Genomic DNA, 16,291 nt, shown 5'->3' with positions numbered 1-16,291 from the left:
GACGTTCCTTGGCACAAAAGTAGGTCGCGGCGGGGAAAACGTGGGAAGCTCGGAGTGTGAGTGTGCAATCCGACCCCCAGATCCTCGAACTTGATGTAACCAACGTAGCCCACGGTGGTGTCTTTATCGCCCGACATGAGGGCCGCGTGGTCTTTGTTACCGACGCGATCCCCGGCGAGCGCGTGCGCGCCCGGGTCCGTCGTCAGAAGTCCAGCTTCTGGGAGGCCGATACCCTCGAGGTTCTGGAGCCCTCCGAACACCGTCGTGAGCACGTGTGGTCGGCGGCGAGCATCAGCCGCGACCCCGCGCAGCGTGCCGGTGGTGCCGAGTTTGGACACATCGACCTGGCCCACCAGCGCAGCCTCAAGGAAACCGTGGTGACCGAGGCCCTGGCCCGGTTTGGTGGCATCGAGCTGCCGGTGACCGTCTCCGCGGTCCCCGGCGATGACGAGGCCGGCGGCCTGGGCTGGCGTACCCGCGTGAGCCTCCAGGTGGACGGCGACGGCCGGGTTGGTCCCTATGCGTCCGGCACCCACAGCGTAATCGAGGTAGACGACCTGCCGCTGGCCCACGCGGCCATCGCCGAGGCCATGCCGCGTCACGGCGTCCCCGCGGGGACCGCCTCGATCGATATTCTGCACACCTCGGGTGGCGAGACCCGGGTGAACCTGCGCGAGCAGGTGCGCCGCCGCGGTCGTGCCCCGGTGGCCCCGGCGAATGCCCCGACCATCATCGAGACCGTGGGTGGACGCGAGTTCCGCCTGGCCGAAAACGGCTTCTGGCAGGTGCACCACGGTGCCGCCCAGGTCCTGACCACCGCCGTGCAGGATGCGATCGACGCCGACTACTTCGATCCCGCTGCCGGTAACCTCGATCTCTACGGTGGCGTGGGCCTGCTGGCCGCCGCCGTGGGCGACCGCTTCGGTGCGGGCACCCGGATCACCAGCGTGGAATCCAGCGAGCGGGCAACCGTACACGCGGGGGAGAACCTCGCCGAGTGGATCGGGGCCAGCGCCCAGACCGCCCGGGTGGATGCCTACCTGAGCGGCCTGTTCGAGAGCGCCGGATCGGCCGAGCGTGCGCGCCTGGCCGCCGGCACCGTGGTCCTGGACCCGCCCCGCTCGGGCGCCGGCAAGCGCGTGATCGAGCAGCTGGTGGAGCTCGACCCGGCCCAGATCATCTACGTGGCCTGCGACCCGGTGGCCCTGGCCCGCGACCTCGGCCAGCTCACCGCCTCGGGGTACACCCTCACCGGGGTTAATGGGTTTGACCTGTTCCCGCACACCCACCACGTCGAGGCCGTGGCCTCGCTGGTGCGGACCGGGCGGCGCTGATGAGTGCCGTACGCATTGCCGTGATCGACGATCACGAGTCGGTACGGCTCGGCCTGCAGGCCGTGTGCGCGGCTGCCGGTCACCGCATCGTGTCCAGTACCGCCGGGGTCGCCGAGTTCCTGGAGATCCGAGTGCCGGTGGACGTCGTGGTGCTGGATCTCTCGCTGGGGGACGGATCCAGCGTGGCCGAGAACGTGCGCGCGGTCTCCCGAGATGGCGCGGCCGTGCTGATCCACAGCATCGCCGACCGGGTGGGCCTGGTCCGTGAGGCCCTGGCCGCCGGTGCCGCCGGGGTCATCCCCAAGTCCTCTCCCGCCCACGATGTGGTGGCGGCGATCGAAACCGTCGCCGGCGGCGGCCCGCTGACCAACCTGGAGTGGGCCAGCGCGATCGAGGCCGACCGGCAGTTTGCGGTGGCGCAGCTCGGACCGCGCGAGCGCGACGTGCTGAGCCTGTACGCCTCGGGTTTGCCACTCAAGGATGTGGCGATCGAGTTGGGCATCGCCCCCTCGACCGTGAAGGAATATCTGAACCGCATTCGCGGGAAGTATGTGGAGGTGGGCCGTCCGGCACGCACCAAGCTGGAGCTGCTGCGGCGTGCGGTTGAGGATGGCATCCTGGAAGACATTCCCGGAGGTCCCGGTGACCCCATCGGCTAGCGCCCGTCGCCCGCACCCCGCAGAAGTGCGTGCAGAAACCCGCACGGAAATCCACGCATGGTGAGCCTGCCCGGACAGAGTGCCCAGGAAACCGAGCAGAATACCCGGCTCGGTCGGGAGCTGAACTCGATTGCCGCGGTGAGCTCGCTCGGCGCGGTCCGGGTGGAGCGCTGGATCGCGATCTGTATCGGCGCGAGCGGGCTGCTCTATGGCCTGCTGGCCCTCTCCGGGATCCTCTCCGATGGGATGGGACGCCTCGGCCCGCAACTGATCGGCTACTCGGTCGCCTCGCTAGAGCTGGTGCCGCTGGTGCTCGTGGTCCTGGCCACCCCGTGGCCCTGGCTGCAGCGGCGGGCCAGCATCCTCTTTGTGGTGTGCTACCTCCTCGCGGTCCTGCTGTGGGTGCGCTTTGTGCCGGACCCGCTGGTCCAGCCCTCCTGGATCTGGTACCTCTGCACCGTGGCCAGCGCGTGTGTCGCGCAGGCCTTCGGGCGCACGATCGCGCTGTGCTACACCGCGTTGATCGCCGTGCTGGTAGGAATCAGCGGGGTGGTCCACGAGGGGTTTGTGATCGGGGCCCGCGAGCCGATGATGGACGCGATCTTCTCGCTCACCCTGGGCACCCTGGTGGTAATCCTGGTGGACCTGTTCCGCTCGGCCGTGAGCCAGGTGGATACCACCGCCCGGCTCGCCCTGGAAAAGTACAGCGGCACCGTCGAGCGCGCTGCCCAGGAGCTCGAGCGCGCCGAGGTGGATGCGCTGGTGCACGACACCGTGCTGGCCAGCCTGAGCGCCGCCGTACACGCCAATACCGAACAGCAGCAGCACATCGCCCGGGATATGGCCGATGAGGCGATCGTGCGCCTGACCACCGCGGTGGCCCTGGCCGCCCCGAGCGAGGAGCGGATGGCCCTTGCGGTGGTCCAGGAACGCCTGACCGATACCGTGGCCACCCTCGACGTGCCGATCCTGGTCCAGCGCTACGGCCAGATGGAGGGTGCCCTGCCCGCGGATGTGGCCCACGCCCTGATTCAGGCGGCCACCCAGGCCCTCACCAACAGCGTGCAGCATGCCGGGGACGCCGAGGTCCCGCGTCAGCTGACCATGCGAGCCCCGGCACCGGGCAGCCTGGTGCTGGAGATCATCGACCGTGGACGCGGATTCCGACCCGACCAGATTGCGCCGGGCCGCCTGGGCGTTCGGGTGTCGATCCGGGGCCGAGTGGAGTCGGTCGGGGGCGAGGTTCGCATCCTCTCAGCCCCGGATCGCGGGACCCGGGTGGTTCTCTCCTGGGCACCGCAGGGAGGAACCAACTAGTGCGTCGGGTACCACTGCTCATCCTGGCGGCCGTCTTCTCGGCGCTCCACGGCGTCCTCGGACTCACCCATCTGGATCACAACCCCGAGGCCGATCCGGTCCTGCTGGCCATCGCGCTCTACTGGGCAGCCTCGGCGCTCAGCCTGGCCTGGCCCGGCGGGCGGCCCCTGCCGCGCGCGGTCGCGATCGTCAACGTGGTGGTTTCGGCGGTCGTGCTGCTGCTGGTGATCCCACCGTTGGATCCCACCGTCCCCAACGGCTACGCCACCTGGCCCATCGCCGGCATCGGAACCCTGATGGTGATCACGCTGGTGCGCGGCCGCGAAATTACCGCCTGGGCGGGCACGCTGGTGCTGATCGGCATCTCAATGGCCTGGGCGGGACCGCTGGGCGCGCTGGGGATCGGCCTGCCCGGGTCGATCGTCTGGATGGTGGCCGCGAGCCTGCTCACCCACGCGATGAACCGGCTGGGCCGCGATAACGCCCGCCTGATGCAGGCCAGCCGGGAAACCGCGCTGCTGCGGGCCGGGCAGGACGCCTACCGGGAGGTCCGGCTACACCGTCTGCGACAGACCCAGCTACGCGCGGCCCCGATGCTGCGCGCGATCGTGGAGTCCGAGGGTAACCTTTCGATGGCTCAGCGCCGCGAGTCCGAGGTGCTGGAGGCCGGTCTGCGGGACGAAATCCGTGGCCGCGGCCTGCTGAGTGATCCGGTCCGTCTGGCGGCCCTGGACGCCCGCAGACGCGGCATCCGGGTGGACCTGTTGGATGAGGATGGCCTGCTGGGACTGCCCACGCACCGTCGCGAGCAGATCGCCGACCGGATCGTGCTCTCGCTCGGACAGCTCGAGCGCGGGCGCGTGGTGGTGCGCAGCGGCACCGGCGACATCGCGGTGACCATCGTGGGCATCGGTCCCGGGGCCGACGGCGAGGACGAGCTGAAGTTCCGCACGCTGATTCCGCGCAACCTCTAACCCTGGTTTTTCCGCAGAGCGGGCCGCATCGGTTAAAAGAAATCGGCCGGGATTGTTTGTAAAAACAACCCCGGCCGTTCCGGTTGAAGAGACTAACCCGAATAGTCTCTCCATCCTCCCCCCAAGACGTTGTTCTTACCCTAGAACGAGTGTCTTGGTAGATGCACGGCGTAAACACCGTGTATCCGTTGTCTATTCTGGTCGAAAACCCCCGGCGCGTCCAAGCGAAACGACAGTATTGACCAAAGTGCAAACGTTTGCGCTGATCCGAACCGTGATTCTTTCAGGCCTTCCGGGCGTGTCATGCGACAAAACGGCGGCCCTATGCAGGTGCATGGGCCGCCGTGATGTGAAATACCGTGATTATCCGCTGAATCCGCGCCAACGTCCGGCACCGGGCTGGACCACCGGGCGAATCGCGCGCTGCGATCGCGTCCAGGCCGACACGTTTGCCGGCTCGCTGCGTTCGGCGCGGGCACCCTCTTCGGCCAGCACCAGGGTCAGCACCGCCGACACCGCGGCGATCTCCTCCTCGGTGGGCTCACCGCGCATGAAGCGCATCGCGGGGGCGGGCATGTTTGCCTCGGTCACAGCGGGATGTTTCCGTGCTTCTTGGGCGGCAGGCTCGCACGCTTGGTCTTGAGCGAGCGCAGGGCCTTGATGACCGCGACGCGGGTGGCCGCGGGCTCAATCACGCCGTCCAGCTCGCCACGCTCGGCGGCGAGGAACGGGCTGGCCACGTTGTAGGTGTACTCGTTGGCCAGCTTGGTGCGCACGGCGGCCACGTCCTCGCCGGCCTCCTCGGCCCGCTTAATCTCACCGCGGTAGAGGATGTTGACCGCGCCCTGACCACCCATCACGGCGATCTCGGCGGTGGGCCAGGCCAGGTTGATGTCGGCACCGAGCTGCTTGGAACCCATCACGATGTACGCGCCGCCGTAGGCCTTGCGCAGGATCACGGTGACCAGGGGCACGGTGGCCTCGGCGTATGCGTAGAGCAGCTTGGCGCCGCGGCGGATTACGCCGGTCCACTCCTGGTCGGTACCGGGCAGGTAGCCGGGGACATCCACCAGGGTCAGGATCGGGATCGAGAATGCGTCACAGAAGCGCACGAAGCGGCTGGCCTTCTCGCCGGCCTCGATGTTCAGGGTGCCGGCCATCGCCTGCGGCTGGTTGGCGACGATACCCACCGGGCGTCCCTCGACGCGGGCGAAACCGATCACGATGTTCGGGGCGAACAGCGGCTGCACCTCGAGGAACTCGCCCCCATCCACCACGTGCTCGATGACGGTCTTGACGTCATAGGGCTGGTTGGGGGAGTCGGGGATCAGGACGTTGAGCTTGCGGTCCGAATCGCTGGTTTCCAGGTCCACCTCGGTGGGGTACTCGGGCAGCTCGGCCAGGTTGTTATCCGGCAGGTAGGAGACCAGCGAGCGCGCGTAATCCAGCGCGTCAGACTCGTCCTCGGCCAGGTAGTGCGCGACACCCGAACGGGTGTTGTGGGTCAGCGCGCCACCGAGCTCCTCCATGCCCACGTCCTCGCCGGTGACGGTCTTGATGACGTCGGGGCCGGTCACGAACATCTGGCTGGTCTTGTCAACCATGATCACGAAGTCGGTCAGCGCGGGGGAGTACACGGCACCGCCGGCGGCCGGGCCCATGATGATCGAGATCTGCGGGATCACACCCGAGGCGGCGGTGTTACGGCGGAAGATCTCGCCGTACTTGCCGAGGGCCACCACACCCTCCTGGATGCGGGCGCCGCCGGAGTCGAGGATACCGAGGATCGGCACGCCGGTCTTCAGGGCCAGGTCCATGACCTTGATGATCTTCTCACCGGCAACCTCGCCGAGTGAGCCACCAAAGACGGTGAAGTCCTGCGAGTACACGGCCACCTGGCGACCGTGGATGGTGCCGGTTCCGGTGACAACCGCGTCACCGTAGGGACGCGAACGGTCCATGCCGAACGCGGTGGTGCGGTGGCGCACAAACTCGTCCAGTTCCACGAAGCTGCCCGGGTCGAGCAGCTGTTCGATGCGCTCGCGCGCGGTCTGCTTGCCCTTGGCGTGCTGCTTGGCCTCGGCCGCGGCACTGGGCGCGGTTACGGCCTCGTCATAGCGACGCTTGAGGTCGGCGATACGACCGGCGGTGGTAAAGAGGTCCGCGCCGTCGGCGGGGTTCGGCTGGGCTAAAGATTCAGTCACACGGTTTACTCTATCTCGACCACCCCCATCTGGCGGGTTCATCGGTTCCTACAGTGTGAATCGTGTTTCGTTGTGGGAAAGCTCAGTGGGCGAACGATGGTGGGGATCCCCAGGCCGTATTCTGGGGGAATGACCGAAGACGCGCCCTCGCTGACCCGCTCCCGTGCCCTCGCCCAGCGCCTGCGCTGGCTGAGCGAATCCGGCTCGACCAACGCCGATCTGCTGGCCCTGGCCACCGCCGACACCGCGGGCTGGCCTCATCTGAGCGTGCTGTTGACCGATACCCAGGTGGCCGGCCGCGGACGCCTGGACCGGGTCTGGACCTCCCCCTCGGGCAGCGGCCTGGCGATCTCGCTGCTGGTGCGTCCGGCCGGAAAGCTGCCGATGGAGAGCTACGGGTGGCTCTCGCTGCTGGCCGGTACCGCGATGGCCGAGGCGATTAACGCCCGGCTGAGCGCGGCCGGTGCCGCCCCTGATGCCCGGGTCAAGTGGCCCAATGATGTGCTGGTGGCCGGCAAGAAGATCTGCGGGGTGCTGGCCGAGATCTCAGCCGACGGATCGGTGGTGATCGGGACCGGGATCAACACGGCGATGAGCGCCGCCCAGCTTCCGGTGGACACCGCAACCTCGCTCGCGGTGCTCGGTGCGGATCCTGACCCCGACGCCCTGCTGGCCGAGTACCTGGGGGTGTTCATCGAGCTCTACGAGGCCCTGGTGGCAGCCGGGGGCGATGCCGAGGCTTCGGGTCTGCGGGCGCGGGTCGAGGCGCGGCTGGATACCCTGGGCCGCTCGGTGCGGGTGGAGCGTCCGGGCGGGGTGTTCCAGTTTGGCAGGGCGCTTGCGCTGGACGCGGACGGACGCATCGTGATCGTGGATGCCGACACCGGCACCCACACCACGGTCTCGGCCGGGGACATCACGCACCTGCGCGCGCAGGACTAGCGGTCCTCCCACCAGCGCCCGAGAAACGGCCGCAAATCCCACCGTTTCGGCCGAGCCATCCACCGTCCGGGCGCGCTTGCTGATAGGAATGGACCATGGTCGATTTCACCCGCGGCCCCGGGACCGGGGACGCCACCCAGATCCTCGGAGCTCCCGCCGGTGCCCCAGTGTTTCCGACACCCAGCGTGGTGCCCACCGAGCGGGTGGTTGCCCGGCTGCGGCGTCATGCACGCTTCCTGATCCTGCCGGCGCTGATTTTTATTGCGCTGCCCGGGGCCCTGGTGTTTGGAATCAGCCGATTCCCCACCGGCCCGGAGTTCTGGATGGTGGTCGGCGGTGCGATCGCCGTGTTTGTCTTCCTGGTGCTCTGGCCTTACCTGGTCTGGCTCAACCGACGCAGCACGATCACCACCCGCCGGGTCATCATGCACCGCGGCTTCCTGGTGCGTGAGCGGCGCGAGGTGTTCCACAGCCGCGGCTACGAGATCGCCACCCGACGCGGTCCGATTCAGGCGCTCTCCGGCTCGGCCACGATCGTGCTCACCGCCGGCACCGACCGGCCGCTGGTTCTGGTGTCGGTGCCCGGCTCCCGCCAGGTGGTGGACACCCTGCACCACCTGATCGAGGTCAACCAGGTTGTGCCCTCGCTCTCCCCGCAGCGCGAATCCGGGGCCTTCTAGTCTTTGCTGCACACACAACAGCGCACGCCCGCGGGCGTGCGCTGTTGTGTGTGATGGGCTAGAGCAGGGCGACCAGCTCGGGGGTCGCGGCGGCTCGGACGGCCGCCCGGGCACCCTCGGGATCCTCGGCCGCCAGGGCCGCGGCAGCCAGCCGCTCGCAGTGTTCCAGCGTGTGGGTCTTCAGCGCCAGACGTACCCCGCGAATCTTGCTGGTGGCCATCGACAGACTGGTGACACCGAGACCAACCAGCACCAGTGCCAGCAGCGGGTCTCCGGCGGATTCCCCGCAGACACCCAGCGGCTTGCCCGCGTGCTTCGCACCGGTCGCGGCGGCGGCGATCACATCGAGCACGCCCGGCTGCCAGGGATCCAGCAGCTCGGAGAGTTCCCCCTCCATCCGGTCGGCGGCCATCGTGTACTGGGCCAGGTCGTTGGTGCCCAGGCTCCCGAAGTCGACCTCGGCCAGCACCTGCGCCGAACGCAGCGCCGCCGCGGGCACCTCGATCATGACCCCGGCCTTGGGCAGCCCATTGGCGCGCACCCGGTCGGCAAACCAGCGGGCCTCGGCGATGGTGGCCACCATCGGGGCCATCACCCGCACATCGGCACCGGTGGCCCGGGCCGCGGCGGCGAGCGCCTGCAGCTGGGTTTCCAGCAGCTCGGGCTTCGCCTGCGAGAGACGCAGACCGCGGCGTCCCAGCGCCGGGTTCTCCTCCTCGCCCAGGTTGGCGAAGGCCAGCGGCTTATCGGCCCCGGCATCCAGGGTCCGCACAACCACGCGGCGGCCATCGAAGGGCGCAAAGACGCGGCTGTAGATTGCGGTCTGCTCCTCCAGGGTCGGGGCATGGGCGGCCGAAAGGAACACAAACTCGGTGCGGAACAGGCCCACACCCTCGAGGTCCTCGGCGCCGGCCAGCTCGGCGTCCTTCGCCCCACCGATGTTGGCCAGCAGGGCGATCGGATGCCCATCCTGGGTGCTGCCGGGGCCGGAGACCTCCGCCAGGGCGGCGGCACGGCGCTCGCGGCGCAGACGCTGGTTGGTCACCACCTCGGGGTCGGGGTTGAGCACAACCTCGCCGGTGTCCCCGTCCAGGGAGATCGGGGTTCCGGCAGGAATCTCGGTCGCGCCGGGCAGCTGGACCACCGCGGGGATGCCCATCTGCGCGGCAAGAATTGCCGTGTGGCTGGTGCGTCCACCGGCGCGGGTCACGATGCCCAGGACCAGGGAGCGATCCAGCGTCGCGGTTTCGGCCGGAGCGAGATCCTCGGCCAGGATGACGCTGGGCACGCTAAAGGGCGGTACCCCCGGCGCGGGCACACCCAGCACGTGGGCCATCGCCCGCGAGCCGATGTCGCGGAGGTCGGTGACCCGCTCGGCGAAGTAGCCGCCGAGGGCCTCAAACTTGGCCGCGAACTCGTCGATGGCCAGGTTGATCGCGGTGGCCGGTCCGTTGCCCTCACCCAGGTGCTTGGTCACCGCGCGGTGCAGGGCACGGTCGCGGGCGATCATCGCGGTGGCCTTGAGCACGTCCCGGGCGGTGTCATCCGCCCGCGCCGAACGAGCCTCGAGGTCCTCGGCCACGTGCATGAAGCTGGCAATCGCCGCCTCGGAGGCCGTGGCGGGATCCGCCGGAGCCTCCTCGTTCTGCGGGGGCTGCACCGGCGCCGCGACCTGAACCACCGGGCCATAGGCCGAGCCCGGGCTCACGCCCACACCCTGCCGCACCTCGGTTACCGCGGAACCGTCGGCGACGCCGTCGGTGCTCACTCGGCGTCCAGGTCCGAGTTCAGCAGTTCAACCAGACGGTCCAGGACAGCTTCGGCGTCCGGCCCCTCGGCGGTGAGCTCGACGACCTCTCCGTTGCGGGCACCCAGGGCCATCACGCCCAGGATGCTGCCGGCGTCCACGGTGGGCTCGCCCACGCGGCCGATCTCAACCTCGAGGCCCGAGTCCTCGACGGCCTCCACAAAGATGGCGGCCGGACGCGAGTGCAGGCCGATGGATGAGGCGATGGTTGCGGTACGAGTTGCCATGATGACTCCTTTGATAACTGTGACTACGGTAGCCCGCCCGGGAGCGGGCGTACAGGGGTGAGAGTGAGACGGTGCCCGGCGGTGTCGGTTAGCACCGGGCACCGGGGTGGGACTAGACGGCGGCTGGGGCGCTCGACTGTGCGCTCTCCTGGGCACTGACCTGCGCGGCCAGCTTGTTCCGGGCGGCGATCGACTTGGACACGATTACCAGCAGGGCGGTGATCGCCACACCGATGGCCAGGGCCAGCACAAACAGCAGCGGCTGACCGATCAGCGGGAGCACCCAGATGCCACCGTGCGGGGCACGCAGGGTGGCGCCGAAGAGCATCACCAGTCCACCGGTCACCGCGGATCCGATGGTCGAGGAGATCATCACGCGGATCGGGTCGGCGGCGGCAAAGGGGATTGCGCCCTCGGAGATGAACGAGGCACCCAGCAGCCAGGCGGCCTTACCGTTTTCCCGCTCGGGGGCGGAGAACAGCTTGGGACGCAGAGTCGTGGCCAGGGCCATCGCCAGCGGGGCGACCATACCGGCGGCCATGACCGCGGCCATGATCTTGAGTTGCGGCGCATCCATCGAGGCCCCGGCGGCGGCCAGGCCCGCGGTGGCGAACCCGTAAGCAACCTTGTTGACCGGACCACCGAGGTCAAAGCCCATCATCGCGCCGAGGATCAGGCCGAGCAGCAGCACACCGGCACCGGTGAGACCGTTCAGGCCGTCGTTCATCGCGGTCATCAGCCAGACGATCGGGCGACCCAGCACCGCGATAAACAGACCCGCGGTGATAAACGTGGACAGCAGCGGGATGACCACCACCGGCATCACACCGCGCACACCCTTGTGGACCTTCCAACTGGAGATCCAGTGAGCGACGGCACCGGCGAGCAGACCGGTCACGATACCACCGAGGAATCCGGCGTTCATCGAGGCCGCCAGTGCGCCGCCGACGATGCCGGGAACCAGGCCCGGACGGTCGGCGATCCCGAAGGCGATGTAGCCGGAGAGGATCGGAACCAGGAACCCGAAGGAGGCCGATCCGATCACAAACAGCAGACCCGCCCAGGAGGTGAGGCTGGCAATGTTGAAGTTCTGGGTGATGTCGAAGGCGGCGTCCTGCGTGTGGATGCCGTACTTCACGATCTCGATCGCACCGTTTTGGCCCAGCGCGATCTGCGCGAGCATAAACGACAGCGCGATCAGGATGCCGCCGGCGGCAACAAACGGGATCATGTAGGAGACACCGGTCATCAGCCACTGCTGCAGACGGGTACCAAAGCCCTTGCGCTCGCTGGACTCGCTGGGTACCGCGGCCGCGCTCGCCGAGGCGGTGGCCCGGCTCGGGTCGGCGGCCCAGGCGGCGGCCAGGTTTCCCGCGTCGATCAGCAGCTGCGGACCGGCGGAGATCGCCTTCTTCACGCCGACGTCGATCGTGGGCTTGCCGGCGAAGCGGGCGCGATCCTTGACCTCCACGTCGTGGGCGAAGATCACCGCGTCGGCCGCGGCAATGTCCGCGGGGCTCAGCGGGGTGGATCCGGCCGAACCCTGGGTTTCCACCAGGATCTGGTGGCCGGCCTCGCGGGCGGCGTTTTCCAGTGCTTCGGCGGCCATGTAGGTGTGGGCGATGCCGGTGGGGCAGGAGGTCACGGCCACAAAGCGCAGCGGGCGGGCGGCGGGGGCCGCCGGGGAGCTCTCGGAAACGGTGGCTCCGGGAACATCGGCAGCGGGTGCAGCCGGAGCGGCGACGGCCGAGGTAGCCGCGGCAGCCGACGTCTCTGCAGCCGGCGTCTCTGCGGCCGGTGCAGCGGGCTGTTCGGCCTTGAGCTGCACGTGCTCCTCGACGATGGCCACGACCTCCTCGGGCGTGGCCGCATTCAGCAGCGCCTCGCGGAAGTCGTTGTGCATCAGCGCACGGGCCAGCTGGGGGAGCACCTGCATGTGGGCGTCTCCACCGTCGGCGGGAGCGGCGATCAGGAACACCAGGCGGGCGGGGCCGTCCTTGGCACCCCAGTCGATGCCGTCGGCGATGCGGCCAAAGACCAGCGAGGGCTCGGTAATCGCCGCGCTGCGTGCGTGCGGGATCCCGATGCCGCCGGGCAGCCCGGTGGCCATCTTGGACTCACGCTCCTGCACATCGGCGATGAACAGGTCGATGTCGGTGCAGCGTCCGCTGGCAACCAGGCGCTGGGCAAGCGTCCGGGTGGCCTCGTGTCGGTCGGCTCCGGTGAGGTCGAGCACCACTTGTTCGACGTTGATGAGTGGCATGTCGAATCCTTTCAGGGTTTTCTGTGTAGCGGGAGGATCGGTGATTAGTCGTTCAGGGGCAGATCGCGCTGCGGGGAGCGGATCAGGTCGACCTCGATGTGTTCAAGATCGGCGGGCGCAGGCACCTCGGTACCGGGCAGACGGACGGCGGCGGCACCCCAGCGGACGCCGCGAACCAGTGCGTCCGCCTCGTCCTCTCCGCGGTTCAGGCCGAAGAGTAATCCGGCAAGCATGCAGTCACCGGCACCCACGGTGGATACCGGGTCGGTCACGATCGAGCGCGCGTGCACCGCGGTGTCGGCACTGACCAGCACCGCGCCGTCCCGACCCAGGCTCACGGCGACAAACCGGATTCCGGTGGCCACCAGCTCGCGGGCGGTATCGATGACCGCGCCCATCGTGGTGAGTGAGCGTCCGGTGAGTTCCTCCAGCTCGGTGCGGTTGGGCTTGATCAGCGTGGGGATTGCGGCCACGGCGCTGGCAAACGCCGGCCCCGAGGAGTCGATCGCCACGTTCGCCCCGAGTCGCTTCGCCTCGGCGATCAGCTGCGCGTACAGGTCGGCGGGGGCACCGGGCGGCAGGCTGCCGCAGCCGGTGATCCAGGACCCCGGGGTGGCCGGGGAGAGCGTGGCCGCAAACAGCGCGTGGACGTCCGCGGCACCGAGGGTGGGCCCCGCCTCGTTGAGCTTGGTGGTGGTGCCATCGGGCTCCAGCACGCTGATGTTCATCCGCACGCTGCCGGCGATCGGCACGATCCGGGTGGGCACCGCGGTCTTGGCCAGCAGTGCCTCAAGCAGGGTGCCTTCGGGACCGCCCGAGGGGACCACCACGAGCGGCTGCTCGCCCATGCTGGCAAGCGCCCGGCCCACGTTGACACCCTTGCCGCCGGGATCGATCCGGGAGGATGCTGCGCGCAGCACCTGGCCGCGATGCAGGGCCTCGACGGTGACCGCGCGGTCCACGCTGGGGTTGGGGGTCAGGGTGATAATCATGCGTTCACCACCTTGGGGCCGGCCGCGCGGATCGCCTCGGCGAAGTCCTCGTCGATGTCGGTATCGGTGATCACCACGTCCATCTCCTCGAGGGCGGCGAAGCGGTGCAGGTGCACGTTGGCGGCCTTGCTGGAATCGGCGACCAGGACGGTGGTGCGGCTCGCGGTGACCATGGCCCGCTTGGTGGCTGCCTCCATCTGGTCGGGGGTGGTGAGCCCGCGGTCCACGTCGAACCCGTTGGTCCCGATAAAGCCCACGTCTACGCTGAGTTCGGCCAGCGCATCGGTGGTCCAGCGGCCCACCGCTGCTCCGGTCATCGCGCGCACCTGACCGCCCAGCTGAAGCAGGGTGATGCCGGGCTTGGTGGACAGGGCGGCGCAGATCATCGGGCTGTTGGCCACGACCGTGAGTTCGGCATCGGCGGGGAGGGCCTGGGCGATCGCCAGGGTGGTGGTGCCGGCATCCAGCAGGATGGTGCCGGTCTCGGGGAGCTGTTCGAGTGCTTGCAGCGCGATCCGGCGCTTATCGCTTGAGTGGCGACCGATGCGCTCGCTGAGATCCAACTCGGAGTTCAGGGCGTCGGTGGGGATCGCTCCGCCGTGTGCCCGCTTGACCAGTCCGCGCCGTTCGAGGGCGGTGAGGTCGCGACGGATGGTTTCCGCCGTCACATCCAACTGTTCGGCGAGTGCGCTGCCCTCGACCCGTCCCTGGCTGCGAGCCAGGGTGAGGATGAGCTGCTGTCGTTCCGCGGCGTACACGGCGTCTCCCGTCATTGGTAGAGGAATTTGAAATATAGTCCCACACAAACGGACTAAAACAAAGACGTACCAACATCAACGAGCGGGTTTTTGGTGAATTAACAGCCTGGGAATTCTGCGTTTCGGTGGAAATGGCGCGAATTCGGGCGGATAGACACGGTCACCGAACGATCCCCGGATACGACAAAACACCCTCACCTTTCGGTCAGCCGGGGCCGAGCGGGGTGAGGGTGTGTGGTGGCCGGAAAACCGGCGGGAAGACTAGTGGATCTCGTCCCGGGCCACGGTCTTGGCCTCGGGAACCTTGGAAATCTCGATATCCGATTCGGTGAACTCGGCCGCACTGGCTTCGAGATCGGTGATCTCCTCGGCCGCGCGGTCGCGGTTGGGGGAGAACACCCAGTACCGGTAGAGCACAAAGCGGAAGACCGAACCGAGGATCAGGCCCACGCCGTTCAGCGCGATATTGTCGGCGGCGGCGGAGGTGAAGCCGAGCACGTCGTGGGACACCCAGACGCACAGGGTGCTGATGCCCATGCCGGCAAAGCTCACGGCAAAGAACTCCACACCCTCGCGCACGGTGCTGTTCGAGCGGTGCGTGGCGAAGGTCCAGAAGCGGTTGCCCAGCCAGTTGGTGATGATGGCCAGGGTGGTGGCGATCACCGTGGCGATGACCACGCCGTTCTTGACGTGCTCGGGGTTCAGCGGACCCACCCGCAGTAGGTTGAAGGAAACGGCGGTCACAACAAAACCGGCGCCACCAACCACGGCGAACTTGAAGAGCTGCATAAACAGCGGGTACCAGGATGCGGATTTCACGCGACTCAGGTTCATTTACCCCCCTCGGGCGGAAAACTCCCCGGGTGGGTGTTCTCGGCAATTGTCTGTGCACCAAACGGAAAGATGTGCACCGGACGGATAGTCTACCCGCAGTTCTATAACATTAGCTTTGAGTGTGCTGAAGAACACAACCCCTCGGAGACGGAGACCCACGTGCTGAAAATCGGAGTAATCGGTGGCGGTCAGCTGGCGCGGATGATGATGCCCGCCGCGATCAACCTGGCCCTGGATGTGCGGGTGCTCGCCGAGACCCCCGGATCCCCGGCCGAAATTGGTGCCAGCGCGGTGGGGGACTACCGTGATCTGGATACCGTGCTGACCTTTGCGCGCGATGTGGATGTGATCACCTTTGATCACGAACACGTCCCCCAGCCAGTGCTCGCCGCCCTGGTGGCGACCGGTGTGCGGGTGCACCCGGGCCCGCAGGCGCTGCTGTACGCACAGGACAAGCTGCTAATGCGTGCCAAGCTCAGCGAGCTGGGTCTGCCCACCCCCGAGTGGGCCGAGGTGCGCTCGGCCGCGGAACTCCAGGTGTTCCTCGATGCCCACGGCGGTGCCGGGGTACTGAAGACCCCGCGCGGCGGCTATGACGGCAAGGGTGTGCGCGTGGTGCGCTCCTCCGCCGAGGCGACCGACTGGTTTACCGCGGTCGCCGAGTCCGGAGACACCGGCAGCCTGCTGGTTGAGGAGCTGGTGGACTTCACCCGCGAGCTGGCCCTGCTGGGCGCGCGTCGTCCCGGCGGTGAGAGCGCCTACTGGCCCGTGGTCGAAACCATCCAGCGTTATGGTGTGTGTGCCGAGGTGCTCGCTCCGGCCCCGAACAGCGACGGTGCAGTGGCGGCCGAGGCTGAGCGGATCGCCCGTGCCCTGGCCGACGGACTGGGAATCACCGGTGTATTCGCCGTGGAACTGTTTGAAACCACCGACGGGCGAGTGTTGGTCAACGAGATGGCGATGCGCCCGCACAACTCGGGTCACTGGACCCAGGACGGATCGATCACCAGCCAGTTCGAGCAGCACCTGCGCGCGGTCGCCGACCTGCCGCTGGGGGCCACCACACCGCGGGCCCCGATCACCGTGATGGCCAATATTCTCGGCGGTCCGCTCGAGGGAACCCTGGGGGATCGCTACCCACAGGTGATGGCCGAATTCCCCGATGCCAAGATCCACAACTACAACAAGGCCCCGCGTCCGGGACGCAAGGTGGGCCACATCAACCTGACCGGGGCCGACCTGGAATCGGTTCGTGAGCGCGCCCGCGCGATCGAATCCCGCTTCCAGGGTTGACCCGTTA

General features: G+C 68.2%; 15 protein-coding genes. 7 read left to right on the top strand and 8 right to left on the bottom strand.

Translation table 11 applies throughout. From position 1 onward, the window contains the following. Nucleotides 1-62 precede the first annotated feature (62 nt). From D9V34_RS14950 to D9V34_RS14935, 4 genes are read left to right on the top strand one after another with little or no spacing between them, the layout of a single operon-like run. A complete protein-coding gene (locus D9V34_RS14950) occupies nt 63-1,334 on the top strand; it encodes a class I SAM-dependent RNA methyltransferase (protein ID WP_121689290.1) in 1,272 nt (423 codons plus the stop codon). Continuing rightward, nucleotides 1,334-1,993, top strand: coding sequence for a response regulator transcription factor (locus D9V34_RS14945; protein WP_121689289.1), 660 nt, complete (start codon nt 1,334-1,336; stop codon nt 1,991-1,993). The genes D9V34_RS14950 and D9V34_RS14945 overlap by 1 nt, the downstream gene beginning before the upstream one ends. 57 nt (nt 1,994-2,050) lie before the next feature. Then, nucleotides 2,051-3,310: a sensor histidine kinase gene (locus D9V34_RS14940; protein WP_121689288.1), complete on the top strand. Its 1,260-nt coding sequence runs from the start codon at nt 2,051-2,053 to the stop codon at nt 3,308-3,310. After that, complete coding sequence (locus D9V34_RS14935; protein WP_121689287.1) at nt 3,310-4,284, top strand: hypothetical protein; 975 nt, start codon at nt 3,310-3,312, stop codon at nt 4,282-4,284. Before D9V34_RS14940 ends, D9V34_RS14935 begins: the two co-directional genes overlap by 1 nt. Nucleotides 4,285-4,647: 363 nt before the next feature. On the opposite strand, the gene D9V34_RS14930 is transcribed toward D9V34_RS14935, so the two are convergent. Then, the gene (locus D9V34_RS14930) at nt 4,648-4,875 is read right to left on the bottom strand and encodes an acyl-CoA carboxylase subunit epsilon (protein ID WP_245992038.1); all 228 of its coding nucleotides are present in this window, start codon (nt 4,873-4,875) and stop codon (nt 4,648-4,650) included. Beyond that, nucleotides 4,872-6,530: an acyl-CoA carboxylase subunit beta gene (locus D9V34_RS14925; protein ID WP_121689286.1), complete on the bottom strand. Its 1,659-nt coding sequence runs from the start codon at nt 6,528-6,530 to the stop codon at nt 4,872-4,874. Before D9V34_RS14925 ends, D9V34_RS14930 begins: the two co-directional genes overlap by 4 nt. Nucleotides 6,531-6,617: 87 nt before the next feature. On the opposite strand from D9V34_RS14925, the gene D9V34_RS14920 reads away from it, so the two are divergent. Both D9V34_RS14920 and D9V34_RS14915 read left to right on the top strand, forming a co-directional pair. Next, on the top strand, nt 6,618-7,430 hold the full coding sequence (locus D9V34_RS14920; protein WP_121689285.1) for a biotin--[acetyl-CoA-carboxylase] ligase: 813 nt from the start codon (nt 6,618-6,620) through the stop codon (nt 7,428-7,430). A 95-nt stretch (nt 7,431-7,525) separates the two neighbouring features. Continuing rightward, entirely contained in the window at nt 7,526-8,110 is a 585-nt protein-coding gene (locus D9V34_RS14915) for a PH domain-containing protein (protein ID WP_121689284.1), read from the top strand. 58 nt (nt 8,111-8,168) lie between these two features. Here the strand turns inward: D9V34_RS14915 and ptsP are convergent, their stop codons facing one another. The 6 genes from ptsP to D9V34_RS14885 all read right to left on the bottom strand — a co-directional run bounded on the left by ptsP (nt 8,169) and on the right by D9V34_RS14885 (nt 14,991). After that, a complete protein-coding gene (ptsP, locus tag D9V34_RS14910; RefSeq protein ID WP_183091993.1) occupies nt 8,169-9,878 on the bottom strand; it encodes a phosphoenolpyruvate--protein phosphotransferase in 1,710 nt (569 codons plus the stop codon). After that, nucleotides 9,875-10,144, bottom strand: coding sequence for an HPr family phosphocarrier protein (locus D9V34_RS14905; RefSeq protein ID WP_121689283.1), 270 nt, complete (start codon nt 10,142-10,144; stop codon nt 9,875-9,877). Before D9V34_RS14905 ends, ptsP begins: the two co-directional genes overlap by 4 nt. A gap of 112 nt (nt 10,145-10,256) precedes the next feature. Further along, nucleotides 10,257-12,407, bottom strand: a complete 2,151-nt coding sequence (locus tag D9V34_RS14900; RefSeq protein WP_121689282.1) for a PTS fructose transporter subunit IIABC — start codon at nt 12,405-12,407, stop codon at nt 10,257-10,259. A 44-nt stretch (nt 12,408-12,451) separates the two neighbouring features. Then, on the bottom strand, nt 12,452-13,399 hold the full coding sequence (gene pfkB / locus D9V34_RS14895; RefSeq protein ID WP_121689281.1) for a 1-phosphofructokinase: 948 nt from the start codon (nt 13,397-13,399) through the stop codon (nt 12,452-12,454). Next, complete coding sequence (locus D9V34_RS14890; protein WP_245992037.1) at nt 13,396-14,172, bottom strand: DeoR/GlpR family DNA-binding transcription regulator; 777 nt, start codon at nt 14,170-14,172, stop codon at nt 13,396-13,398. Before D9V34_RS14890 ends, pfkB begins: the two co-directional genes overlap by 4 nt. A gap of 246 nt (nt 14,173-14,418) precedes the next feature. Beyond that, the gene (locus D9V34_RS14885; protein WP_121689280.1) at nt 14,419-14,991 is read right to left on the bottom strand and encodes a GtrA family protein; all 573 of its coding nucleotides are present in this window, start codon (nt 14,989-14,991) and stop codon (nt 14,419-14,421) included. A 108-nt stretch (nt 14,992-15,099) separates the two neighbouring features. On the opposite strand from D9V34_RS14885, the gene D9V34_RS14880 reads away from it, so the two are divergent. After that, entirely contained in the window at nt 15,100-16,284 is a 1,185-nt protein-coding gene (locus D9V34_RS14880) for a 5-(carboxyamino)imidazole ribonucleotide synthase (RefSeq protein ID WP_425454455.1), read from the top strand. Nucleotides 16,285-16,291 lie beyond the last annotated feature (7 nt).

The sequence above is a fragment of the Mycetocola lacteus genome (genome assembly GCF_003667575.1).
Lineage (GTDB): Bacteria > Actinomycetota > Actinomycetes > Actinomycetales > Microbacteriaceae > Mycetocola > Mycetocola lacteus.
This window is presented reverse-complemented; position numbering and strand designations above follow the sequence as displayed.

What these genes read in the sequence shown, in the direction of transcription:
- D9V34_RS14945 (WP_121689289.1), top strand. Translation starts at nt 1,334, where the DNA reads ATGAGTGCCGTACGCATTGCCGTGATCGACGATCACGAGTCGGTACGG.
- D9V34_RS14940 (WP_121689288.1), top strand. Translation starts at nt 2,051, where the DNA reads ATGGTGAGCCTGCCCGGACAGAGTGCCCAGGAAACCGAGCAGAATACC.
- D9V34_RS14925 (WP_121689286.1), bottom strand. Translation starts at nt 6,530, where the DNA reads ATGAACCCGCCAGATGGGGGTGGTCGAGATAGAGTAAACCGTGTGACT.
- D9V34_RS14920 (WP_121689285.1), top strand. Translation starts at nt 6,618, where the DNA reads ATGACCGAAGACGCGCCCTCGCTGACCCGCTCCCGTGCCCTCGCCCAG.
- D9V34_RS14915 (WP_121689284.1), top strand. Translation starts at nt 7,526, where the DNA reads ATGGTCGATTTCACCCGCGGCCCCGGGACCGGGGACGCCACCCAGATC.
- D9V34_RS14905 (WP_121689283.1), bottom strand. Translation starts at nt 10,144, where the DNA reads ATGGCAACTCGTACCGCAACCATCGCCTCATCCATCGGCCTGCACTCG.
- D9V34_RS14900 (WP_121689282.1), bottom strand. Translation starts at nt 12,407, where the DNA reads ATGCCACTCATCAACGTCGAACAAGTGGTGCTCGACCTCACCGGAGCC.
- pfkB (WP_121689281.1), bottom strand. Translation starts at nt 13,399, where the DNA reads ATGATTATCACCCTGACCCCCAACCCCAGCGTGGACCGCGCGGTCACC.
- D9V34_RS14890 (WP_245992037.1), bottom strand. Translation starts at nt 14,172, where the DNA reads ATGACGGGAGACGCCGTGTACGCCGCGGAACGACAGCAGCTCATCCTC.
- D9V34_RS14885 (WP_121689280.1), bottom strand. Translation starts at nt 14,991, where the DNA reads ATGAACCTGAGTCGCGTGAAATCCGCATCCTGGTACCCGCTGTTTATG.